The following is a 25,066-nucleotide window of genomic DNA, read 5'->3' as shown; positions in this document are numbered from 1 at the left end:
CATTATTCTGTATCTTTTGCCCTCTCAAAACCAATTACGCCTTTGTCTACTCCTCTGCCTCCATCGCGCGCCAGCACCTTATTTCGTCGAAAAAGTATTGCCCAACTTCAAGCTAGCCCCCCCGCCGACGCCCACGGCGGCCCCGGCGACGGTGGCCTAGCCCGGCACCTCACCGTGCGCGACCTCACCGCCCTCGGCATTGCGGCCGTTATTGGGGCGGGTATCTTCAGCACCATCGGCAACGCCTCCCACGACGGTGGCCCCGCGGTGTCGCTGCTATTTGTGTTTACGGCCGTAGCCTGCGCTTTTTCGGCGTTGTGCTACGCGCAATTCGCGGCCACCATCCCGGTGAGCGGCTCGGCCTACACCTACGCTTACGCCTCTTTCGGCGAGCTAGCCGCCTGGATTATCGGCTGGGCACTCATCATGGAATATGCCGTGGGCAACATCGTAGTGGCCATTTCCTGGTCCGACTACTTCACGGGCCTGCTCGACGGCATCGGCATGCACATCCCCGATTATCTGACCCTAGGCACCCAGAGCGCCTACAAAGGCTACCACGACGTGCTTGCTCTCATGCAAGCCGGGCAGCCCTTGTCGGAAGCCTCGCCTGCCCAGCTCGACGCGTACCGGATCTGGAACAGCGCCCCCGCCTTGTTTGGCGACTTTAAACTGGTGTGCGACCTGCCCGCGTTTTGCATCACGGTGCTCGTAACGGCCCTGGTGTACATTGGCATCAAGGAATCGAAGACGGCTTCTAACTTCTTGGTTTTGTTGAAGCTAGCTGTCGTGGCCGTGGTCATTGCGGTGGGCGCTTTCTACGTGAAATCGGCCAACTGGACGCCCTTCGCGCCCAACGGCGTCGGTGGCGTGCTCAAGGGCGTATCGGCGGTGTTCTTCGCCTACATCGGCTTCGATGCCATCAGCACCACCGCCGAGGAGTGCAAGAATCCGCAGCGCGACCTGCCCCGCGCCATGATCTACGCCCTGGTAATTTGCACCGTGTTGTACGTCATTATCACGCTGGTGCTTACCGGCATGGTAAGCTACAAAGAGCTAGGCGTCGGCGACCCTTTATCGTTCGTGTTCAAGAAAGTAGGCGTCGATTGGCTGGCGGGCGTGGTAGCCGTATCAGCGGTATTCGCCATGACCTCGGTGCTGCTCGTGTTTCAAATCGGGCAGCCGCGTATCTGGCTGACTATGAGCCGCGACGGGTTGCTGCCGCCCGTGTTTGCCAGAGTGCACCCACGTTTTCACACGCCCTCGTTCAGTACCATCGTTACGGGCTTTTTCGTGGGTGTGCCGGCCTTGCTGCTCAACATGGATCTCGTCATTGACCTGACTAGCATCGGAACCCTGTTCGCCTTCGCGCTAGTGTGCGGCGGCATCCTCGTTATCGACCCCTACGGCCAATCTGACGCTCGCTTTAAGGTGCCTTACGTGAACGGCCGCTTCTTGGTGCCGGTAGTGCTGCTAATTGGGGCGGTGCTGCTCTGGAACTACAACCGCCCGGCTATCAACGAGTTCTGGGGCGCCTTCAGCAGTGGCAGCTACGAGCAATTCCGCCACCTCATCCCCATGATTGTGTTCTTGCTGTTCTGCGTGGGGCTGGCAGTGGTGTCGTTCACCAAGCGCTTGTCGTTGCTTCCGGTGCTAGGTCTGCTCACCAACTTATACCTGATGACGCAGCTAGGTATCAGCAACTGGATCTTATTTTTTGGCTGGCTGATTATTGGACTGGCTATTTATTTCAGCTACAGCAATAAGCACAGCAAATTGAACGCTGTAGCTAGCCGCTGATAGGGTATTGAGTTTTGGGCATGCTTCAACAAGTTGAACATGATGGGAATAAATTTTAATAATTTGTTTTAGTTATTGTTCTTTTAATAAATAAAAAAGCGTCGCTATACTAGTATAGTGACGCTTTTTTATTTATAATTTATGTAAATACTATTTTATGAATAAGGTTTATTTTTTTATTGATTTAATTATTTAAAAAATAAACCTTTAGTGCGTATTATAGAAGTGCTGTAATTGTCGTGTGTCTCTATGATAACTTCCTATAATGGTTTGAGAAAATGATATAAGGCAGCAGCACAGGATAAAATTACTTTTGGTGTTATGCTTCCCAACTACTGCGAGTAGAGGAAGTGCCACCCAACCTCCTGTTCTACGCTATTCTATGAAGCAAATTTTTCTCCTGTGGTTCCTGCTGCTAGGTACCATAGTAGCTGGCTACGCACAAACGCGAAGCATAACCGGCCGGATCGTTAGTGCGGACAAATCAGAGCCGCTAATTGGGGTAACGGTAGTGGAGAAGGGCACCACCAACGGCATCTCGACGGACACAAAGGGCGAGTTTGCCCTGAACGTAGCCGGCAATCAGCGCGTCACGCTTGTGGTGAGCTACATCGGCTTTAAGGCGCAGGAACTGGACGTAGCACCCGACCAGGCCCGACTCGACATTCGGCTAGCGGCCAACACAGCCGCGCTAGACGAGGTAGTCGTGATCGGTTACGGTACCGTGAAGAAGCGCGACCTAACCGGCTCGGTGTACTCGGTGAAGTCGGATGATATCGTGCAAACGCCCACCCACAACGCCATCGAAGCCATTCAGGGTCGGGTGCCCGGCGCTGATATTGTGCGAACCTCAGGTGCAGCAGGGGCTAACTCGAGCATTTCTATCCGCGGCACGCGCTCCATCAACAACGCTGGTACCGGTGCTGCTAGCGGCATCGACCGCAACGGTCCGCTCACCATCATCGACGGCTTCCAGGGCGGCAACATCGCCGATCTGAACCCCAATGATATTGAGTCGATTGAGGTGCTGAAAGATGCCTCCTCTACGGCTATTTACGGCGCGCAGGGTGCCAACGGCGTTATCATCGTGACGACCAAAAAGGGCGCGGCGGGCAAGGTACGGGTAGCGTATAACGGCTACTACGGCGTCAACACGTACCGCTTTCCGGAGTCGCGCACTGGTCAGGATTACCTGAACCTGCGCCGCGAAGCATGGCGTACTACCGGTGACTGGAACAGCCCCGACGACGACGCCAAGATCTTTCCCGAAGTAGGCGAGTACGCGGCTGTGCAAGCCGGGCAGTGGGTCGATTGGGTAGACCTCGTGAAGCGCAATGGCACTCAGCAAAACCACTCCGTATCGCTCCGCGGCGGCTCCGACAACACCAAGGTGTTTGCCTCGGCAGGCTACTTCCGCGAAGAAGGGATGCTGCGCAACAACGACTATGACCGCTATAACCTGCGCCTCAATGTTGACCAGAACATCAGCAAGATCATCAAAACCGGCTTCCTAAGCCAGATTACCTATTTCAAGCAGGACAACCGCCAGAATCCGCTTGGGCAGGCTACCTCCCTCAGTCCGCTCGGGGTGCCGTATGATGCCAATGGTGCTATCAACACATACCCCATTGCCGCCGACCAGAGCCGCGTGAGCCCGCTCGCGGATGAGCGCGGTCCGTACGTAGCCCGCGACAACACCATTCGCACCAATATCATCGCCAACGGCTACCTAGAAGTCACGCCGGTAAAAGGCCTGTCGCTGCGCTCAAACTTCGGTACGAACCTGACGTTCAGCCGCCGCGGTATCTACAACGACCGTACGTCGCTCACGCAAGCCAGCAACCGCACCTCCGTATCATCGACGGAAAATAATTTCAGCCGGTTTTATAACTGGGATAATATTATAAGCTACAACAAGGATTTCGGCGACCATAATTTTACGCTCACGGGTATTACTAACTATATCCAGAGTGATAATGATAATACCTACGCCAGCGGTACCAACCAATTGTTGGCTTCGCAATTATTTTACGATTTGAGTGCTACGAGCACTTCCGTTACGCGCACTATTCGCTCGCCCTACGTGGGTTCGAAAAATATGGCGTATGCAGGTCGTTTAAATTATAGCTACAAAGGAAAATATTTATTGACCTTGACCGGCCGTTACGATGGTGCTTCGCGCTTGGCAGCTGGCAATAAGTGGGATTTCTTTCCGTCGGCAGCCGTGGGCTGGAATATCAGCGACGAAGCATTCCTGAAAGACTTCGAAAAGCTGAATAACCTGAAACTTCGGGCTAGCTACGGCGTGGCCGGCAACTATGCCATCGACCCTTATGGCACGCAAAGCGTGCTGTCGGCTAGCACCCGCATGGGCTTTGGCGATGTGCCCGCGACGGCCTATTTATTCCAAGCTACGGTGGGTAACCCCAACCTAGGGTGGGAAAAATCGGCAACGACGGACATCGGGTTGGACCTAGGTATGTTCAATAACCGCGTGAGCGCCACGGTGGATGTGTACGACACGCGCACCTCCGACATTTTGTTGCTGCGGCCCTTGCCTATCTCGTCGGGTGTGAGTCAGGTATACGAAAACATCGGGGCTACCCGCAACCGCGGAATCGAGTTTGCCCTGACCACGCAGAACATTCAGGCCAAAGACTTTAAATGGTCGTCGACGATTACGTTCTCCCGCAACATTGAAGAGATTACGCGACTCATCAGCGGCACCGACATTATTGCCTCGAGCAACCCCGAGAGCAATTCGCTGCTGCTCGGTCACCCGATTCGGTCGTTCTACACCTACAAAAAGCTAGGTATTTGGCAGACGAACGAAGCCGACATTGCCGCGCAGTACAAGCTAGGTAACTACACCTTTAAGCCCGGTGATATCAAGCTGCTGGACTTGAATGGTGATTACACGTTCACCGCCGCCGACCAGATGTACATCGGCTCGAACGTGCCGAAGTGGGTAGCTGGTTTCCAGAACACGTTCACCTACAAAGGCTTTGACCTGAATATGTTCTGGTTTGCTCGCTACGGGCAGATGATCAATGCCGAATTCTTGGGCCGCTACAATACGGCGGGTTCCGGCAACGGACCAGCTATCATTGATTACTGGACGCCCGAAAACCCCACGAATGATTTCCCACGGCCACGCAGAGGCACCACGCTGAGCTCCTACCAAGGCTACACCGGCTACCAGGCGCTGAATTTTGTGGATGGTTCCTATCTGAAATTGAGAACCCTGACCCTAGGCTACACCATTCCGAAAGGAATTGCGGGCAAAGCATTCCTGGAAAGTGCCCGCATTTATGCCACGGCCTCCAACCTTTTTGTGCTGGCCAAAAGCCACCTGATCAAAGATTACGACCCCGAGCGCGGTGGCAGCGAATCGACGCCCTTGAGCCGCCAATTTATCCTCGGGGTGAATCTTAATTTCTAATTGAGATACGAACATGAACCTACTTCATAAGGCAAATAACAAGCAAGTCCTGTTCTCCCGCGGGCTCGCGCTGATGCTCACGCTAGGGCTAGGTGCCTGCAACGACCTCGACGAGTACAACCCCTCCAACGCTACCGCCGATACCGTGTGGAGCACGCCCGAAGGCTTCGTGACGGTGGTGAACGGTGCTTACTCCGAGCAGCGCTCCTGGTACGGCAAGGAAGACGGCGAGTTCATGAGCGAAACGGGCACCGACCTGTGGTTCAACAGTTCCAAGAGCACCTATGCCGGCCAGCTCACCCAATACGCGGGCCTCACCCCACTGCAAGGCAACCCCAACCGTGCGGCCTGGACGGCCCTGTGGAAGTCGATCAACTTGTGTAATGCTGGTATCAATCGCATCAACGAAGCGGGCTTCACCTCGGCGCAAGATAAGAACCAGCGCGAAGGCGAGCTGCGCTTCTTGCGGGCCTTCTACTACTGGCACGTGGTGGAAACCTGGGGCGGCGTGATGCTGCGCACCGAGGAAACCAAAGAGCCCGTTGTGACGGCGACGCGCAGCTCGGTAGACGATTTTTATAAGCTGATCATCAGTGACCTAGAGTTTGCGGCCGCCAACCTGCCCGTGAGCTGGGGCAACGAGTATAGCCGCGCCACCAACAAGGCCGCTATGGGCTTCTTGGCGCGGGCGTATCTATCGCAGGCCTACTACGCGACGGGTGGCGACGCGCAGACGTACTTCACCAAGGCCCGCGACATGGCCAACAGCATCATCACTCGCAAGGGGGAGCTGAAGGTCGATTTGGTACCTAGCTACGCCGACCTCTTCAACCCCGCCAACAACAAAAAGCAAGGCCGAGACGGGGGAGAGGCGCTGTACGTGGTAAGCAACTCCACGAACCCTAGCCTCAACATCGACGACCAAGGCAACCGCCTGTTTCAAGTATTTCAGGCTCCCTACAACGGTCGGCCGGGCCTAGAGCAGAGCCTAGCTTATGGCTACGAAAACAACCGCCGCCTGATGCCTACGCTCACGCTGCTGGACCTCTACGACGCTACCAAGGATGCTCGCTACGAGGCTTCTTTCCAGGAAGTGTGGCTGGCTAACAAAGCCTACACTTGGACGGCCGCCGACGCCCGCACCTTTGGCAAGGATGCTAGCATTGTGGGCAAACAGCTGCGCGTAGGTGACACCGCGCTAGTAGTCACCAAACGCGCCCTGACCAATAAGAACCTGCGCACCTACGTGGTGTACGACCGCAACGACGTGTATTTGCCCAACCGCACTATCCGCGACGGGCTGAACTACGTGAACTTAAAGAAGTTCTTTGACCCGAACCGCTCGGCGCCCAACGTGCAGGCCGGCACCAACGACGTGATGGTAATGCGCCTAGCCGAGATGTACCTGATTTCGGCGGAAGCGGAGTTGCAGCTCGGTAACAAAGCTGCGGCTGCCACCATGATCAACGTGCTGCGGACCCGCGCCGCCCGCAAAACGCCCGTGAACCAAACCGCGGCCATGCAGATAACGGCCGCCGATGTAACGCTCGACTTCATCTTGGATGAGCGTGCACGCGAGTTTGCCGGCGAAAACATCCGCTGGTTCGATGTAAAGCGCATGAAAGGCGTGCGCAGCAGCGACGACTTCGTGAACTACATCAAGCAGCGCAACCCCGACATCAACCAAGTGCAGCCCTTCCACGTGCTCCGGCCCATCCGGCAGGAGGAGCTGAACTCCTTGACCAACGCGGCGGAGTTCGGCCAAAATCCTGGGTACTAGAGCACGAATCACCCGCCGGTCGGACAGTACTAACCGTCCGAACGGTAGCGCTGCGCTCAATTGCTGACGCTTGCCGGTCGGACGCCTAGGGCGTCCGACCGGCAGGCGTCAGAACAAGCTGGTTGAACGATCATTGTGCACCTAGCTTGTGCAGACAGCAGCACACCACAACTGGTTCGACGCCTTAGGCGTCGGACCGGCAGACGCGAGTCAAAAGTTAACCTCCTCCTAAAACCTAGTCCTTTGCATCGTTCTCCCCTGAAAAAAGCAGCCAGCATTTTACTGTTTATCAGCTGTTTTCTGCTGCTTTGTTCGCCTAGGTCCTATGGGCTAGGCAAACCGGTTAAAGGCCAGTCGCGCACCATTGTAATTCCGAAGGCGGCGCACGCTCGGGTAGAGTTCGGTGCCAATCGACTGGCAACGGCGCTGCAAGCAGCGGGCTATCAGGTGAAAGTAGTGAAGCAAGATAAGCTAGCCGGCAAGCAGGGGCTAATCGTGATAGGCAAGCCGGGGGATGAACTGCTGCAAAAAGCAACGACCACCTACCAGCTTGGCGCGACCAAAACCCTAGCCAAGGAAGGCTTTGCCATCAACTCGGCGAAGAGCAACGTGCTGGTTATCACCGGTGCCGACGACTCAGGCGCTCTGTACGGTTGCCTGGAACTAGCCGATCAGGTGAAGGAAAAGCAGGCGTTACCTGAGCAGATTTCTTATATCGACCAGCCCGAAATGGTGCTGCGCGGTACCTGCATCGGGGTTCAAAAACCAACGTACTTGCCCGGCCGCGGCGTGTACGAGTATCCGTACACGCCCGAGGTGTTTCCGTGGCTCTACGATAAAGAGCTGTGGGTGAAGTACCTCGACATGATGGTCGAGAACCGCTACAACTCGCTCTACCTCTGGAACGGGCACCCGTTTGCGTCGTTGGTACGCTTGAAGGAATACCCGTACGCGGTAGAAGTAGACGAGGCGACTTTTAAGAAGAATGAAGAAATCTTCGGCTTTGTGACCAAAGAGGCAGATAAGCGCGGTATCTGGGTGATTCAGATGTTCTATAACATTATCGTTTCCAAGCCTTTCGCCGAGCACCACAACATCAAAACCCAGGACCGCAACCGGCCCATCGTGCCGCTCATTGCCGATTACACCCGTAAGTCGATTGCCGCCTTCGTGGAGAAGTACCCGAACGTGGGCCTGATGGTGGCGCTAGGGGAGGCCATGGAAGGTGTGGGCCAAGACGACGTAGATTGGTTTACCAAAACCATCATCCCCGGCGTGCAGGACGGCTTGAAAGCCCTCGGTCAGACCACGCAGCCGCCCATCGTGCTGCGCGCCCACGACACCGACGCGCAAGCCGTGATGAAAGCGGCGCTGCCCATCTACAAAAATCTGTACACGGAAGCCAAGTTCAACGGCGAGGCCCTGACAACTTACACGCCCCGCGGCCCCTGGGCCGAGCTGCACCGCAACCTGAGCCGCATCGGCACGGTGCAGATTGAGAACGTGCACATCCTGGCCAACCTAGAACCCTTCCGCTACGGCTCAGCCGACTTCATGCAGAAAAGCGTGCAAGCCATGCACAACGTGTACGAAGCCAACGGCTTGCACCTCTACCCGCAAGCCTCGTACTGGGATTGGCCCTACACCGCCGACAAGGTAGCGCAGCGCCAATTGCAAGTAGACCGCGACTGGATTTGGTACAAAGGCTGGGCCCGCTACGCCTGGAAAGCCAACCGCCCGCGCCCCGCGGAAGTGAACTACTGGGGCAGCTCCATCGGCGAGATGTACGGCTGCGACGAACAAGCCGGTAAAGCCATCTTGGAAGCCTACGAAGAGTCGGGCGAAATCTCGCCGAAGCTCCTGCGCCGCTACGGCATCACCGATGGCAACCGCCAGACGCTGACCCTAGGTATGCTGATGGGCCAGCTCATCAACCCGAACCGCTACGGCCTGTTTACGCTGCTCTATAACTCGGAAGCGCCAGAGGGCGAGATGATTATTGAGTATGCCGCGAAAGAAGCCGCCCGTCAGCCGCACATCGGCGAGACACCCCCGCAAGTAGCCGACGAAGTGGTGGTGCACGGCCGCAAGGCGGTGGCCGCCATCGAGAAAGCCGCGCCGAGCGTGACGAAGAACAAGGAGGAGTTTGAGCGCCTCAAAAACGACATGTACTGCTACGACGCCATGGCCAACTTCTACGCCGAAAAGGCGCGGGCCGCCGTGCAGGTGCTGCGCTACAAATACTCCAACAACGTGGCTGACCTAGAGCTAGCCGTGCCGCCCTTGCAGCGCAGTATCGAGCACTTCAAAAAGCTGGTGGAGCACACCCAAAACGCTTACCTCTACGCCAATAGCATGCAAACCTCCCAGCGCAAAATTCCGATGCGCGGGGTGGATGGTACCTACAAAACCTGGGTGGAAATGCTGCCGGTGTACGAGAAAGAGCTAACCAATTTCCGCCACAACATCGACTCGCTGAAGGCCATCAAGCCCTCGGCCCAAGCCAAGAAGCTCGTTGTTCTGAAGAACGCCCCGGTGAACGTGCTCAGCAAAGTGGAGGGCTACTACACCATTGCGCCGGGGCAAGAAGTTTTTGCCGATACTACCGCACAGATCAAGGAGTTTGCCTCGGAGCTAGTGGGCCTGAAAGGAGTGCTGCTCTCCAAAGCTAGCCAGCAGAAACAAGGTACGGAGGTGAAGTTTTCGGCCACCAAGCCGGTGAAAGTGCTGGTAGGCTACTTTGAGAAAAAAGGCGCGGGCTACCTGCAAGCGCCGCAACTCGAAACCGACGCCAGCGCCAACGACTTCGGCCAGGCCGATACCAAAACCGCTCACGCACTGCTCGCCGGCAACCAACCGCCTGTGAACGTGCACACGTTCTCCTTCAAAGCCGGCACGCACACTCTGAACCTAAACCGGGGCGCCTGCCTGATCCTAGGTTTCATCGACGGCAACCAGGACGTGCGCACCTACGACGCTGGCCTAGGGACGGGCGGGGAGAAAAAGGAAATCGACTGGCTTTTTGAATAAAGTGTCCTTCTCCAGTCGGGTGCAAGTAGCGCGGACTTTGTAGTCCGCGGCGTGAACAAGCTAGGCGCGGACCACAAAGTCCGCGCTACATAAAGAGGTAGTACAAACCATGCATTTACGAACCAAGCTTCTTCTCTCCTTCGCTTGCCTAGCCCTGTGGCAACGGCCGCAACCTAGCTTTGCGCAGCAGAGCACGCCCGTGGTGCTGAACACCGATAAGCTGAAAAGCAGCGTCGCGTACTTCAACTCGCTGGACGCAGAAGAAGCCGTGAAAAACTACGTCACCAACGCCCAGTCGGCCGACTGGATGGCGCAGAACGTGCCGCTGTTTGAGTGCCCCGACTCGGCCATTCAGGAGACCTACTACTACCGCTGGTGGACCATGCGCAAGCACCTGAAGCAGACCCCCGACGGCTACGTATTCACGGAGTTCATCACGCCGATGAACCACGCGGGCGTTCATAACACCATCAGCAGCGCCCTGGGGCACCACATCTACGAGGCGCGTTGGCTGCGCAACCAGCAGTACCTCGACGAATACATCAAGTTCTGGCTGTTCGTCGATCCGAAGCAGAAGAAGCCTCACCTGCACGCCTTCAGTAGCTGGCTCGATGATGCCGTGTACAACCGCTACCTCGTCAAGCCCGACCTAGCCTTCGTGCAGGCCGTGCTGCCCGCCCTCAACGACGATTACCGCCTGTGGGAAACGGAGCGCAAGCTGCCCAACCAGATGTTCTGGCAATTCGACGTGCGCGACGCCATGGAGGAATCCATCAGCGGCTCGCGCAAGGCCAAGAACGTGCGCCCCACCATCAACAGCTACATGTACGGCAACGCCAAGGCGCTAGCGGCTATGGCGGCGCTGGTGAAAAATGACAGCCTCACGCGCAAGTACAAGCAGAAGGAAAAGGAGCTGAAGACTTTAGTACAGAAGAATTTATGGGATGAACCCGCATCATTCTTTAAAGTGAAGTACGAAGCTGGTCCGCTCTGCGAGTCGCGCGAGGAGCTAGGCTACATCCCCTGGTATTTCTCCCTGCCCGACGACAAAGCCAAGTACGCCAAGCAGTGGGAGCAGCTCACCGACACGGCCGGCTTCAAAGCCAAATGGGGCCTGACCACCGCCGAGCGCCGCGCCCCCACCTTCCGAACGCACGGCTCCGGCCACGGCTGCGAATGGGACGGCGCCGTGTGGCCCTTCGCCACCACCCAAACCCTAAAAGGCCTCGCCAACCTGCTCACCCAGTACAAGCACCAAGACGGTATGAGCCCGCAGGTGTACTACGACGAGCTGCGCAAATATGCCCTTTCGCACCAGAAGAACGGCGTGCCCTACCTAGGTGAGTATCAGGACGAAAAGAACGGCTACTGGCTCAAAGGTGACAACCCCCGCAGCAGCTTCTACAATCACTCCGGCTTCTGCGACTTAGTCATCAGCGACCTGGTCGGCTTGAAGCCCCGCGCCGATAACAAGGTAGAAGTCTTCTCACTTGTTCCGGCTGGAAAGTGGGCGTGGTTCTGCCTCGATAATGTGCCTTACCACGGTAAGAGCATCACGGTGCTGTGGGACGAAACCGGCCAGAAGTACGGCAAAGGCAAAGGCCTGCGCATCTACGCCGACGGCAAGCAAATCTACCAAGGCAAAGACCTGAAGCGCGCATTGGCGACGTTGCCAGGCTAGGTAATTCGTCTCGTTCAGGTGGGGCGCCTCACCCCCCGGCCCCCTCTCCGAAAAGGAGAGGGGGAGCCTGATGCAAGAAGTGAGAAGTGCTAGGTTCTCAGTTTTAAGTGACCTTTTTAACGCAACCTTCAACCCTTCTCACCCAACACTTCAGACGATGGCTCCCCCTCTCCTTCTCGGAGAGGGGGCTGGGGGGTGAGGCGCTCCGCCTGCATTAATTACTTCATTATTCAACCTCAAGTACCCTATGAAGCAAAACGGAATACTCCGAAACCTCAAAAGCCTAGCCTTCGGCTTGTTGCTTTTGCTGGCAAGTTCAACGGCTTCCGTTGCGCAGCAGTACTACAATGTGGTGAAATACGGCGCGCGCCGCGACAGCAGCAAGCTAGCTACCCAGGCCATTGCCAAAGCCATCGACGCGGCATCAAAGGCGGGGGGCGGCACGGTGTACTTCCCGGCGGGTAAGTACAAAACCGGCCCGATTCACCTCAAAAGCAACATCACCATCGACATTGATGCGGGGGCGGAAATCTACTTCAGCAACAACTTCGACGATTACCTGCCCATGGTGCAGTCGCGCTACGAGGGCGTGGATGTGATAAACTTCTCGCCGCTGTTTTACGCCTATAAAGTCGAGAACATTACCATTAAAGGTCGCGGCCTGATTGATGGGCAGGGCAAAAAGTGGTGGGCGTTTGCCGAGGGCAAGTCGCGGCGGGAAAACGAGTCGAAGTGGCAAAAGGAATTCCGACGCCTGAACCCGGACGTGTTGAACAGCTTGAAGCCCGATGTGCCGGGAGTGATGGAGCGCGCCTTCCTGCGGCCACCATTCATCCAGCCCATGTACTGCAAGAATGTGCTGATTGAAGGCATCACCATTCGCAACTCACCCTTCTGGACGGTCAATCCCGAGTTCTGTGAGAACGTGACGGTGACGGGCGTGACCATCAACAACCCGAAGTCGCCAAACACCGACGGCATCAACCCGGAGTCATGCAAGTACGTGCACATTTCCAACTGCCACATCAGCGTCGGCGACGACTGCATTACCATTAAATCAGGCAAGGATGGCCCCGGCCGGAAGATGGCTGCGCCAGCCGAGAATTACACCATCACCAACTGCACCATGCTCTCGGGGCACGGGGGCGTGGTCATCGGCAGCGAGATGTCGGGCGACGTGAAGAAAATCACTATCTCCAACTGCATCTTCGACGGCACCGACCGCGGCATCCGTATCAAAACGGCCCGCGGCAGGGGAGGCGTGGTGGAGGAAATCCGGGTAGACAACATCGTGATGAAAAACATCCGCGAACAGGCCATTGTGCTGGATATGCAGTACGCCAAAAGCCAGCCCGAGCCCATCACGGAGCGCACCCCTAGGTTCCGCAACATCCACTTCAGCAACATCACCGCCGAGACAAACCAAGCGGGCTACCTGAACGGCTTGGAAGAGATGCCCATCGAAAACGTCACCTTCAACAACATGAACCTCAATGCCAAAACCGGCTTCACGGTGAAACAGGCGCAAAACATTGAGTTTCACAACGTGCAGGTGAATGCCGCCACCGGCCCCGCCGTGCGCGCCGAAAACGTAAAAACCCTGCTGCTCGACGGCGTACGCACCCTAGCACCCAAAGCCGCCACCGCCACCATCGACCTGACCAACGCCGAAGACGTGTTCGTCTACAACTCTTTTCCCGCCGCCGGCACCGAAACCTTCCTGAAGCTCAACGGCGACAAAACCAAGAACGTGGTGCTGCGCAACAACAACTTCAAGTACGTGAAAGCGCCCTTGAAGAAGGAGGATGTGGTGAAGGAGCAAGTGGTAGTGGATTAGTGTAAAAGCAAACTCTCAAGAACGTCATGCTGAGCTGGTCGAAGCATCTCTCCCGCTTCGCCTACCGATTGTAGAGACGCGACACTTCGCGTCTCCCCTTTGCACGATCACCTAGCTAAACAACATCAGCAACGAGGAGACGCGAAGTGTCGCGTCTCTACATCAGCCTGGCGTTTACAACGAAGTAGTAGAGATGCTTCGACCAGCTCAGCATGACAATTACCAATAGTATGATCAACCTGCGCTTTGTCCTCATTATCACCGGGTTAGTATGCTTAACCCTAGGCACCAGTGAGGCGCAGCAGCTAAAGCTACAGTACAACCAGCCCGCCGAGAAGTGGACCGACGCCCTGCCTATCGGCAACGGCAAGCTCGGCGGGATGGTGTTCGGTGGCGTGGCGGAAGACCGGATTCAGTTCAATGAGGCGACGCTCTGGACGGGGCGGCCGCGCACCTACTACCGCGAAGGCGCCGCGCAGTACCTAGGTCCGATTCGACAGCTGCTGGCCGAGGGTAAGCAAGCCGAGGCCGAAGCCTTAGCCGAGCAGCACTTCATGGGCGTGAAAGACCACGAGGGCGAGTATGCGGCACAGAAGGCCGCATGGCTGCAAAAAGTGGGAACCGTGAACGTATCGGCTGCTTTAGCGCCCGGCCACACCTGGAAGAACCTAGCTATTCCGACTCCAAACGGTTGGGAAAGCGCTGGCCTTGAAGGGCTGGATGGCGTCGTGTGGCTGAAGACGTCGTTCGACGTGCCCCCAGCCTGGGCCGGCAAAAACCTGACCGTGGCCCTAGGTCGCATTCGGGATGTGGACTACACCTACGTGAATGGCACGCAGATCGGCACCGACGAAGGCATCAGCAAGAAACGGCGCTACACCATTCCGGCCGCGGCGCTGCATGCTGGCAAGAACCAGCTGGTAATCAAGGTGCTGAACTTCTACGACAAAGGCGGCCTGATCGGGGTGAAGGAAAACCAGCCCGTGTTTGTGGTGTACCCCGAAGGCGGCAGCCCCGAAACCAACGTGCCGCTCGACCCAGCGTGGCAATATTGGGTTCAGGATGATAATCCGCCGCTAACCCCTTCCTACGAAGCTAGCTACCAGCCGTTTGGCGACGTGTACTTGCAGTTTCCGCAAGCCGGAACCCCCACCAACTACCACCGCGAGCTAGACCTGAACGAGGCCATCACGCGCGTTTCCTACACCAGCAACGGCGTCAACTACACCCGCGAGTACTTCGCCAGCGCACCCCGCCAAGCTATCATCTGTCACCTCACGGCCGATAAAAAAGGCGCTATCAACCTAGCCGCCGTGCTTAAAAGTCCGCATAAGCAGCTGACTACGCGCCGCGTGGACGACCACACCCTAGCCCTCTCGGTGCAGGTGCGCGACGGGGTGCTACGGGGCGTGAGCTACCTGCGCGTGGATGCCAAGCGCGGCAACGTGACGGTGACCAACAACCAGATCAAACTGGAAAACGCCGACGAAGCCACGTTCACCCTGACGGCGGCCACTAGCTTCAAGAGCTACAAAGACGTATCGGCCGACCCGGAAAAGCTAGCTGCCCAAGCACAAGCTACTAGCAAGGGCAAGCAGTACGACGCGCTGAAAGCCGAGCACCTGCGGGAGTACCAAGGCTACTTCAAAAACTTCACCGTCGACCTAGGGCATAGCGCCAACGAGAACTTGCCCACGGATGAGCGCATCCGGCAGTTCAGCACCACCGCCGATCCGGCGCTGCTGGCCTTGTACATGCAGTACGGGCGCTACCTGCTCATCTCCTGTTCGCGGCCCGGCGCGCAGGCGGCCAACCTGCAAGGCATTTGGAACGAGTCGCTTACACCGTCGTGGGGCAGTAAGTATACTACCAACATCAACTTGCAGATGAACTACTGGCCGGCGGAGGTGCTGAACCTCTCGGCCTGCACCGAGCCGCTGTTCCGGCTGATTGATGAAGCGGCGGAAGCCGGCAAAGGCACCGCCAAGGCCCACTACAACGCCCCCGGCTGGGTGCTCCACCACAACACCGACCTGTGGCGCGGCACGGCCCCCATCAACGCCTCCAACCACGGCATTTGGGTGACGGGTGCGGCGTGGCTGACTCAGCACATTTGGGAGCATTACCAGTTCACGCAGGACGAAGAGTTTCTGCGCCAGCAGTACCCGGTGATGAAGGAAGCGGCTAGCTTCTTCGTGGATTTTCTGGTGAAGGACCCCAAAACTGGCTGGCTCATCAGCACGCCCTCGAACTCGCCGGAGCACGGCGGCCTCGTGGCCGGCCCTACCATGGACCACCAGATTATTCGGGAGCTGTTCAAGAATTGCAGCGCCGCCGCTCAAGTGCTCGGCACCGATGCTGATTTCCAGAAAACGCTAGCAGAAAAAGCCAGCCAACTCGCTCCAAACCAAATTGGTAAGCATGGCCAGCTACAGGAGTGGCTCGAAGACAAAGACGACCCCACGGACACCCACCGGCACGTGTCGCACCTGTGGGGTGTATTCCCCGGCACCGACATCACTTGGGCCACGCCCGACCTGCTGAAAGCCGCCAAACAGTCGCTGCTCTACCGCGGCGACGAGGGCACGGGCTGGAGCCTAGCTTGGAAGGTCAACCTGTGGGCTAGGTTCAAGGACGGCGACCATACCTTGCTCATTGCGAAGAACTTGCTTTCGCCTGCCGAAACCGGCACCGGTAGCGAGCGGGGCGGCGTGTACCACAACCTGTTCGACGCCCACCCGCCCTTCCAGATCGACGGCAACTTCGGTGGCGCGGCGGGCCTGGCCGAAATGCTGGTGCAAAGCCAAGTCGGCTACCTCGACCTGCTGCCTGCCCTGCCCACCGCCCTACCTACCGGCGAGATTCGCGGCCTTTGCGCCCGCGGCGGCTTCGAACTAGCTATGAAGTGGCAGCAAGGCAAGCTCCAACAACTTGAAATTCTGTCGAAAACGGGTGGCACCTGCGTGCTGCACTACGGCACCAAAGAAGTGAGCCTAGCGACGCAAAAGGGTAAAACCTACCGACTGAACGGTGATTTGAAGTCGCTTTAATACACACATTGCCGTCATGCTGCGCTTGCCGAAGCATCTCTACTGCTTCGCCTACCGATTGTAGAGACGCAACACTTTGCGTCTTGTCGTTGCGGATGTTGTTTGCCTAGGTTGCGCTAGGCCGGGTCGTTCAACGCGGAGACGCGAAGTGTCGCGTCTCTACATCGTTCTGATTTCGGCAGCGAAGCTTCGACAAGCGCAGCATGACACGGTCTTTTTTATTGTGAATATTTCCTCATGGCTAAACAGTTCATGTTTGTTGTCAAGCACTTAACGTTGCTCGTGCTGTTGATGCTGGCTGCTACTGCGGCTAGGTCACAGTCGGCGCTTCGCCACACCATTCCGCTCGAAACGGACTGGCGCACCGTAGCCGACGACAACAACCCGCAAGCATTCAACGGCTTCGAGCAAGCTAGCTTTTCGGACAAAGACTGGAAAACCGTCGCTGTGCCGCACAACTGGGACGCCTACGAAGGCTACCGCCGCCTGCGCCACGGCAACCGCCACGGCTACGCTTGGTATCGCAAGACGTTCACTGTCAAGCCCGAAAAAAGCGGCCAGCGCTACTTCCTGTTTTTCGAAGGCGTGGGCTCCTACGCTACCGTGTGGGTGAATGGCAAAAAGGTAGGCTTTCACGCGGGCGGCCGCACCACCTTCACGCTCGATGTCAACGAGGCCATTCACCTCGATGGTAAGCCCAACCTGCTAGCCGTACGCGCCGACCATCCGGCCGGTATCCAGGATTTGCCATGGGTGTGCGGCGGCTGCTCCGAGGAGCGGGGCTTTTCGGAAGGCTCGCAGCCCATGGGCATCTTCCGGCCGGTGCAGCTCGTCGTGACGAGCCCGGTGCGGGTGGAGCCATTCGGCGTACACATCTGGAGCGATTCGACGGTGTCGGAGAAGTCGGCGCAGCTATACCTCACCACGGAGGTGAAGAACTACGAAAGCAAAGCTAGGTCCGTCACGGTATTGAGCCAACTGATTGACAAGAAAGGAGATACGATAGCGGAGGTGAAAACCAAGCAGCAGCTTCGGCCGGGCGTGGTTACCACTATCAAGCAGCAATTTCCACGGCTTAACCAGCCGCATTTGTGGTCGTTGGAAGACCCGTACCTGTACCGCCTCGTCACGCGGATAGTGGAGAAGGGAAAGCCGGTTGATGAACTCGTCACCCCTTACGGCATTCGTTGGATCAGCTGGCCCATCGGCAAAGCGGCTGCCAACCAGAAAGCGTTTTTGCTCAACGGAAAGCCCGTATTCATCAATGGTATTGCGGAGTACGAGCACTTGCTTGGGCAAAGCCACGCCTTCAGCGCCGCCCAAATCCGTACACGGGTGCAGCAGATGAAAGCGCTCGGCTTCAATGCTTTCCGCGACGCGCACCAGCCCCATAACCTGCGCTACCAAGCCAACTGGGACACCCTAGGTTTGCTCTGGTGGCCGCAGCTTGCCGCCCACGTGTGGTACGACACGCCCGCCTTCCGCGCCAACTTCAAAACCCTGCTGGTCGACTGGATCAAGGAGCGGCGCAACAGCCCGTCCATCGTGCTCTGGGGTTTGGAAAACGAGAGCACGCTGCCCGAAGATTTTGCCAAGGAATGCACCGCCCTCATCCGGCAGCTCGACCCCACGGCTTCGAGCCAGCGCAAAGTCACGACCTGCAACGGCGGCAAAGGCACCGATTGGGACGTGCCCCAAAACTGGACCGGCACCTACGGCGGCGACCCCGCGAGCTACGCCACCGACGTGCAGCGCCAAGTGCTGGTAGGTGAGTACGGCGCCTGGCGCACCCTCGATCTGCACGCCGAAGGTCCACCCATTCTCAACAACGGCCCTTTCAGCGAGGACCGCATGACGCAGATTATGGAGACGAAAGTGCGCTTGGCGGAATCAGTAAAGGACCAAACCGCCGGGCATTTCTTCTGGATCTTCACCTCGCACGACAACCCCGGCCGGGTGCAGGGCGGCGAAGGGCAGCGCGAGCTAGACCGCATTGGCCCCGTGAACTACAAAGGCCTGCTCACGCCGTGGGAAGAGCCCACCGACGCCTTCTATATGTTTCGGGCCAACTACGCCCCCAAGGCCACCGAGCCGATGGTGTACATCGCCTCCCACACCTGGCCCGACCGTTGGCTCACGCCCGGCAAAAAGGACAGCATCACGGTGTACTCAAATTGCGACGAAGTAGAGCTGTTCAACGACGTAAACAGCACCTCCCTAGGTCGCAAAACGCGGGCGGGTGTCGGCACGCATTTTCAGTGGGACGGCGCTGCTATTCAATATAATGTGCTGTACGCCGTGGGCTACGTGCAGGGCAAAGCCGTGGCCAAAGATTACATCGTGCTGCACCACTTGCCTCAGGCCCCGCACTTCAGCGAGTTTCTCGCCGGGGCCAAACCCATCACAGCGCCGCAACCTAGCTACAATTACCTCTACCGCGTGAACTGCGGCGGCCCCACGTACGTCGACAAAAGCGGCAACACTTGGCTCGCCGACCAGCCCCGCACCGACGCCAGTACCTGGGGTTCTGAGTCGTGGACGAATGACTTTCCCGGCCTAGCGCCGTTCTTTGCCAGCCAGCGCCGCACTCACGACCCTGTCCTAGGTACCGCCGATTGGCCCTTGTTCCAAGACTTCCGCTACGGCCGCGACAAGCTCCGCTACAGCTTCCCCGTGCCTGATGGCGAGTACCTAGTAGAACTTTACTTCGCTGAGCCCTGGCTAGGTACCGGCGGTGGCCTCGACTGCACCGGCTGGCGCCTATTCGACGTGGCCATCAACGGCGAAACGGTGCTGCACGGCCTCGACATCTGGAAGGAAGCCGGCCACGATCAGGCTTTGAAGAAGACGGTGAAAGCACGCGTAACTGGCGGTCAGCTCGTCATTTCCTTCCCGTGCGTAGCTTCTGGGCAAGCGCTGATTTCTGCCCTCGCTATTGCCTCCGCCGATGCTAATGCCAAACCTGCACCTAGCTCACCGGCTGTCATCGGGAAGCTGACGATGGCCGACCCCGCAGCAGCCAGTAAGTGGTCGGCGCAAACGTGGCTGGATACCGGTCAGTCGCCTTACACCGACGACCTAGCCGCTTTCAGCGAACTACCCTCTGGATTGTACGGCGCCGAGTGGCTGCGCACGCCGAAAACCATGACGACCACCGCGCCACGAGTATCGTTCGACGTGACGACCACTGCCGACGTCTACATCGGGTTGGACGCTCAAATAACTGCCTTGCCCGCCTGGCTGAAAGAGTACGAGGATACGAAAACCAGCTTAGCGCTAGCTCAGAATGGCGGCCACTTGTTCCGGGTGTACCGTAAACGCTTTCCAGCCAAAGCGACCGTCGAGCTAGGTCCGAATGGCAGCGCGGCAGGTAAGAAACCGCTGGCCTACATTGTGGTCGTGAACCGCGCCAGCACCATTGAGCCTGCCTACGACCTGAAGCCTACCACCGGCTACAAACCGGCTACAGCCCGCGTATCAGGCCCCGGCATGGTGAAGGAGACGGTGAACACGAAGGAGAGCATCACCTTCAAAGAACCCAGCGGCGGCGCCTTGGAGTGGACGTTCGCCGTGGGGGTGGCCGATACGTACTCCCTCACCTTCCGCTACGCTAACCCGCTCACCCAGAAGCTTACCGGCAAGCTCACCGTCGCCTACGCCGATGGCACCCTGATCAAGGAAGAACTCGTGGAGCTAGACCCCTCGAAAACCGGCAAGTGGAACTACCTGACCACCTCCACCGGCAGCATGATCAACGCCGGCAGCTACCGCGTGAAGCTAACCGCCACCAACGCCGCCGGCCTAAGCATATCGGGCCTAGATGTGCAGTAAGAGTCGCGTTGTCCACCGGCCCGACGTCCTAGGCGTCCGACCGGTTGTCGGCTGCGGACGCTTGCACGAGCTAGGTGCACGACCATCGTTCTGATGAGTTGTTCTGACGACAACCGGTCGGACGCCCTAGGGCGTCCGACCGGTGGATGACCGCAACGATAACCGGCGGGCATCTTCGTATCGGATGAGGCTAGCCCGTCAAAGCTAATATGCTACAATAGATAGAGAAAATGGTACACGTACGACGCAGCGCCTACCGGTAAATTTGTAAGCAAGACCAATAGCCTAAGGTATAGAGCGAGATAAGCTATATTTCAAAAAATAGCCTTTGCATGAACAATCTACGCGCCCCTGACCTAGTAATTATTGGCCTGTACCTAGCCGCCATGATTGGCGTGGGAATTTATTTTTCCCGAAAAAATGACGATGCTGATCAATATTCCCGCGCTTCCGGCTCAATTCCGGGGTGGGCAATTGGTTTATCTATCTACGCCACTTTTTTAAGTAGCAATACCTTCTTAGGAGTTCCGGGCAAAGCTTTCGGTACCAATTGGAACGCCTTCGTATTTAGTATTTCCATGCCATTTGCGGCTTGGATAGCGGCTAGGTATTTTGTTCCCTTTTACCGCAGCACTGGCGCAATATCGGCGTACACGCACCTAGAACACCGTTTTGGCCCCTGGGCGCGCACCTATGCCGTTGTGTGCTTCCTGCTAACCCAACTGGCCCGTATTGGCTCTATTTTCTACGGCATTGCCCTCACGCTACAAGCGCTGACGGGCTTTTCGATGGAACTGATTATGCTTATTACGGGCATCTGTATTATTATCTACACCGTGCTAGGTGGCATCGAAGCCGTTATCTGGACGGAAGTAGTGCAAGGCGTAATTAAAACAATTGGCGCTTTATTAATTATTGGATTAATTATTTACGATATGCCTGGCGGCGTAGCGAAAGTTATGGAAATCGGCCAGGCAAATAATAAATTCAGCCTAGGGGGTTTCTCTCCCGATTTCACCCAATCTACGTTTTGGGTGGTGTTCTTGTATGGCTTTTTTATCAACCTAAATAATTTCGGCGTCGACCAGAATTACGTGCAGCGGTATCATACGGCGGCCTCGCCACAGCAGGCGTCCAAGTCCATCTGGCTGTGCGTGTGGCTGTACTTGCCGGCCTCGCTGCTGTTCTTTGTCATTGGCGCCAGCTTGTTTGCTTACTATCAGGTACACCCCGAGTTCATTCAGGCGGTGAAGCTGCAAGTGGCAGCTACCAACCTGCCCCAAACCGCTACTGCGGCCCAAATTGCGGAGGCTGCCGCGCGCTTGTCGCCCGCCGACTACGGCGACAAAGTGATGCCGCATTTCATGGTAACCAAGATTCCGGTAGGCTTTGTGGGGCTGATTGTGTCGGCCATCCTGTCGGCAGCCATGAGCACGATCAGCTCGGGCATGAACGCCTCGGCCACCGTCTTCACCGTCGATATTTACCAGCGCTACTTCAAACCCCAAATGACGGGGCGTCAAACGCTGTGGCTCCTGCACCTAGCTACCGTTTGCTTCGGCCTGTTCGGCATGGGCACCGGCATCGCCATGATTGGCGTGAAAAGCGTGCTCGATATCTGGTGGGAGCTTTCCGGCATCTTCGCCGCGGGCATGCTCGGCTTGTTCTTGCTCGGCGTAATCAGTCGCCAAACCCGCAGCCACGAAGCCCTAACAGCCACCATCAGCGGCATCTTCGTTATCATCTGGATGACGTTTTCCGGCAGCCTGCCCGACGAGTACGCCGGCTTGCGCAACACGCTGCACAAAAGCATGATCATCGTGGTGGGTACCCTCACCATTTTCTTAATCGGTCTTCTTCTCACCAAACTTCGCAGAGGCACAGCCGTGTACAACACCACGGAACCCGCCAAACAGTCGGTCCACTAACCTAGGCCCTTTCCCCTCAACCCGCAATTTCTGACTTACAATAACAATGGAAAAATCACGAAAGGGATTTGTCCCGGTCATGCTCATGCCTTTTCAAAATGATGGGCAGGTAGACTACAACGCACTTACCAAGCTGACGGAGTTATACTTAGACGCGGGTGCATCAGGTTTATTTGCCAACTGCCTCTCCAGCGAGATGTTTGAGCTAACGCCTGAAGAAAGGCTCCAGACCATTCGGCACGTTGTAGATGTAGTGGGTGGCGCCGTGCCCGTGGTGGCAACCGGCACCTTCGGCGGCCCCATCGCGCAGCAGGCCGACTTTGTGAAGCAAGTGTACGACGCTGGCACCGAAGCCGTCATTGCCATCACGGGCCTGCTGGCTACCGAGGACCAGTCTGAAGGGTACTTCAACGACCAGGTGTTTCAGCTACTCGACCTGACGCCCGGCATTCCGCTCGGTTTCTACGAGTGCCCAGAGCCGTACAAGCGTCTTTTGTCGTCTGAGCAGTTGAAGAAGTTCGTGGAGACTGGCCGGGTTATCTACCACAAAGATACTTGCCTCGATATCAGCCAAGTGCAGCGCAAGCTAGCTGCCGTGCAAGGCCACAACTTCGGTCTGTACGACGCCTATATGGTGCACGCCGTCGACTCACTCAAGGCAGGCTCGGCGGGGCTGTCGTGCATCCAAGGCAATTTCTACCCCGAGCTGATCGTCTGGCTGTGCAACCACTACGACGATGCTTCCTTAGCCGGCGAAGTGAACGAGGTGCAGAAGTTCTTCGTGCGCAACATGAACGTGATGCACAACGTGTACCCCATCGTGGCCAAGTACTCTTTGAACCAGCGCGGCATCGATATTTCGACGTTCACGCGCCGGAAAGTGGGCAATTTCTCAAACGCGGTGAAAAGAAACGTCGAGAACCTCTACGGCGAGTACGCCAGCTTGCGCAAGTCGTTGGAATACGCCGTGTAACCTAGGTCGTGGTAGTAGCACAGGCTGTGTAGTCCGTGCTACTGCCACGACCTAGGTTAAGCTGCAATCAGCTCCTTGTAGTTGTGGTGCAGGTACTTGCGCTTATACTCCAAGGGCGTCATTTTGGTGATCTTCTTAAAATGACGGTAGAAGTTCGACACGTTGTTGAAGCCACAATCGAAGCAGAGCACTTCGGTGGGCAGCTTATCTTCAATGAGAAGGCGGCAAGCGTGGCTGATGCGAATTTCAATCAGGAAGTCGTAGTACGTCTTCTTGGTAATGAGCTTGAAATAGCGGCAGAACGACGTCACGCTGAGGTTGCTGATGGAAGCAATTTCTTCGAGCGTAATTTCCTTTTTGTAGTTCGTCAGCGTGTAACTGCACACTTTGTTGATGCGCACCGTATCCGATTCGTTCGACTGCGCAAAGGCGTGATACTTCGTAGCAATTGTGTCAACTTCGTCGGTTTCCGCCAGGATCTTGAGGATGGAAAGCAGGATGATGATTCGGTCGAGGTTGGTGGCTTCGACCGCCGCGTACATCAGCGGGATAAGCTTCTCCCTAGCCGCGCCGGTTACCATCAAGCCGTTCTTGGCCTTCTCAAATAGCTTTGGGATAAGATACGCTTCGGGCAAACCTAGCAAGTAGCGACCTAGGCAATCGGGTAAAAATTGAATGACAATTGCTTCAACTGCTAATTCTGGATTTTGCTGAAAATATTCTTCTTTGCAGCGCCACGTATGCGGTAGATTTTCGCCGAGTAAAATAATTTCACCCGAAGAAAAATTACTGATATTATCCCCAACTAATCGCACACCTTCTCCCTGAATTACATAATGTAATTCTAATTCGGGGTGATAATGCCAAGTAGTACCAAAATTCGCTTGGCGGTCGTGGCGAATGCTAAACGAATTCTGCGTATTGACGGGGACTTTGTGAAAGTGGGCTTTCATAGCAGGAAGAGTGGAAGTGGGAAAATGAAAGCAGATATAATTAATGTGGGAAGACGTTTAATCAATAAGGCTGATTGGCGGCAGCACTGCGCCAAACAGTGGGGCTGTTCAGAAGCAGTATTTAATCATACTCTTACTTGTTATCAGTCAAGCAAACGTTTCCGGAAGCACCGGATGGGCAGCACCTTTTGCCTGCGTAACATGCTCTCTTATACTCTTACTCTACGATCTTATCTTCTGGTACGAATTCCGATTCAGTAGAAGTACCGCCTACTTCAAGGAAATCACTGGACGAGAAGTTTACTGTAAGGTTTGCGTAGGATACCCAAAGTATCGGTTTTCATTTGGGCCAACTCTCCTGTAGAGTACTGCCTTTGCCAAGCAGGTCAAACGAGATCCGCAGGCTGAAATAGGCATGCGCTTGAGTTTGAGGAACAACTTTACAGCAAAAGCGTCTTGCCCCAGCTACTAAATTCTGGCTTTCGGGCGCAAAAGACATGCGCAAACGTTTCAGTGTGCTTTCACAGTTAGGTTATTTCCTAGACTGCACCAGCTTGGTAGAGGCCGACCTCGCTAACGAAAGCTCACGCTAAGCGAATGGTACTGCCCGCAAGGTGCGTGAGTAAGCTTATTCGTCAGTATAAGATATTGTTTTACAGCAATTTAAATTGGTGTAGAATCTTTCTTTATTATCTACCAAGTAAGTAATAGGATAAGGAAGTCTGCTAAGAAAGGAGGTTGTTGGCAGTCTACAAGCTAGG

11 protein-coding genes are annotated in these 25,066 nt (G+C 56.5%); 10 read left to right on the top strand and 1 reads right to left on the bottom strand.

Annotated elements, in window-relative coordinates; translation table 11 throughout:
- Positions 1-42 precede the first annotated feature (42 nt).
- The 10 genes from BXP70_RS14080 to BXP70_RS14035 all read left to right on the top strand — a co-directional run bounded on the left by BXP70_RS14080 (position 43) and on the right by BXP70_RS14035 (position 23,352).
- A complete protein-coding gene (locus BXP70_RS14080) occupies positions 43-1,800 on the top strand; it encodes an amino acid permease (RefSeq protein ID WP_245849636.1) in 1,758 nt (585 codons plus the stop codon).
- A gap of 382 nt (positions 1,801-2,182) precedes the next feature.
- Positions 2,183-5,242, top strand: a complete 3,060-nt coding sequence (locus tag BXP70_RS14075) for a SusC/RagA family TonB-linked outer membrane protein (RefSeq protein WP_086594729.1) — start codon at positions 2,183-2,185, stop codon at positions 5,240-5,242.
- Between the two features lie 13 nt (positions 5,243-5,255).
- Positions 5,256-7,022 carry a RagB/SusD family nutrient uptake outer membrane protein gene (locus tag BXP70_RS14070; protein ID WP_245849635.1) on the top strand — a complete coding sequence of 589 codons (1,767 nt, stop codon included), beginning with the start codon at positions 5,256-5,258 and terminating at the stop codon, positions 7,020-7,022.
- Between the two features lie 243 nt (positions 7,023-7,265).
- The gene (locus tag BXP70_RS14065) at positions 7,266-10,052 is read left to right on the top strand and encodes an alpha-d-galacturonidase (protein ID WP_245849634.1); all 2,787 of its coding nucleotides are present in this window, start codon (positions 7,266-7,268) and stop codon (positions 10,050-10,052) included.
- Between the two features lie 109 nt (positions 10,053-10,161).
- On the top strand, positions 10,162-11,733 hold the full coding sequence (locus BXP70_RS14060) for an MGH1-like glycoside hydrolase domain-containing protein (protein ID WP_143436502.1): 1,572 nt from the start codon (positions 10,162-10,164) through the stop codon (positions 11,731-11,733).
- A gap of 247 nt (positions 11,734-11,980) precedes the next feature.
- The gene (locus tag BXP70_RS14055) at positions 11,981-13,570 is read left to right on the top strand and encodes a glycoside hydrolase family 28 protein (RefSeq protein ID WP_086594727.1); all 1,590 of its coding nucleotides are present in this window, start codon (positions 11,981-11,983) and stop codon (positions 13,568-13,570) included.
- A 212-nt stretch (positions 13,571-13,782) separates the two neighbouring features.
- Positions 13,783-16,620, top strand: a complete 2,838-nt coding sequence (locus tag BXP70_RS14050; RefSeq protein ID WP_245849633.1) for a glycoside hydrolase family 95 protein — start codon at positions 13,783-13,785, stop codon at positions 16,618-16,620.
- A 237-nt stretch (positions 16,621-16,857) separates the two neighbouring features.
- Positions 16,858-20,451, top strand: coding sequence for a malectin domain-containing carbohydrate-binding protein (locus tag BXP70_RS14045; RefSeq protein ID WP_218779792.1), 3,594 nt, complete (start codon positions 16,858-16,860; stop codon positions 20,449-20,451).
- 332 nt (positions 20,452-20,783) lie between these two features.
- A complete protein-coding gene (locus BXP70_RS14040) occupies positions 20,784-22,379 on the top strand; it encodes a sodium:solute symporter (RefSeq protein ID WP_086594725.1) in 1,596 nt (531 codons plus the stop codon).
- Positions 22,380-22,464: 85 nt separating this feature from the next.
- Positions 22,465-23,352 (top strand): dihydrodipicolinate synthase family protein, encoded by an 888-nt coding sequence (locus BXP70_RS14035; protein ID WP_317044467.1) that lies wholly within the window; start codon positions 22,465-22,467, stop codon positions 23,350-23,352.
- Positions 23,353-23,408: 56 nt separating this feature from the next.
- On the opposite strand, the gene BXP70_RS14030 is transcribed toward BXP70_RS14035, so the two are convergent.
- Positions 23,409-24,305: an AraC family transcriptional regulator gene (locus BXP70_RS14030; protein ID WP_086594723.1), complete on the bottom strand. Its 897-nt coding sequence runs from the start codon at positions 24,303-24,305 to the stop codon at positions 23,409-23,411.
- Between the last annotated feature and the right edge of the window lie 761 nt (positions 24,306-25,066).

The sequence above is a fragment of the Hymenobacter crusticola genome (assembly GCF_002154225.1).
GTDB lineage: Bacteria > Bacteroidota > Bacteroidia > Cytophagales > Hymenobacteraceae > Hymenobacter > Hymenobacter crusticola.
This window is presented reverse-complemented; position numbering and strand designations above follow the sequence as displayed.

Bases quoted from the DNA above. Each gene is read 5' to 3' on its own strand.
- BXP70_RS14050 (WP_245849633.1), top strand. From the start codon at position 13,783: ATGACAATTACCAATAGTATGATCAACCTGCGCTTTGTCCTCATTATC.
- BXP70_RS14070 (WP_245849635.1), top strand. From the start codon at position 5,256: ATGAACCTACTTCATAAGGCAAATAACAAGCAAGTCCTGTTCTCCCGC.
- BXP70_RS14055 (WP_086594727.1), top strand. From the start codon at position 11,981: ATGAAGCAAAACGGAATACTCCGAAACCTCAAAAGCCTAGCCTTCGGC.
- BXP70_RS14045 (WP_218779792.1), top strand. From the start codon at position 16,858: ATGGCTAAACAGTTCATGTTTGTTGTCAAGCACTTAACGTTGCTCGTG.
- BXP70_RS14075 (WP_086594729.1), top strand. From the start codon at position 2,183: ATGAAGCAAATTTTTCTCCTGTGGTTCCTGCTGCTAGGTACCATAGTA.
- BXP70_RS14040 (WP_086594725.1), top strand. From the start codon at position 20,784: ATGAACAATCTACGCGCCCCTGACCTAGTAATTATTGGCCTGTACCTA.
- BXP70_RS14030 (WP_086594723.1), bottom strand. From the start codon at position 24,305: ATGAAAGCCCACTTTCACAAAGTCCCCGTCAATACGCAGAATTCGTTT.
- BXP70_RS14035 (WP_317044467.1), top strand. From the start codon at position 22,465: ATGCCTTTTCAAAATGATGGGCAGGTAGACTACAACGCACTTACCAAG.
- BXP70_RS14060 (WP_143436502.1), top strand. From the start codon at position 10,162: ATGCATTTACGAACCAAGCTTCTTCTCTCCTTCGCTTGCCTAGCCCTG.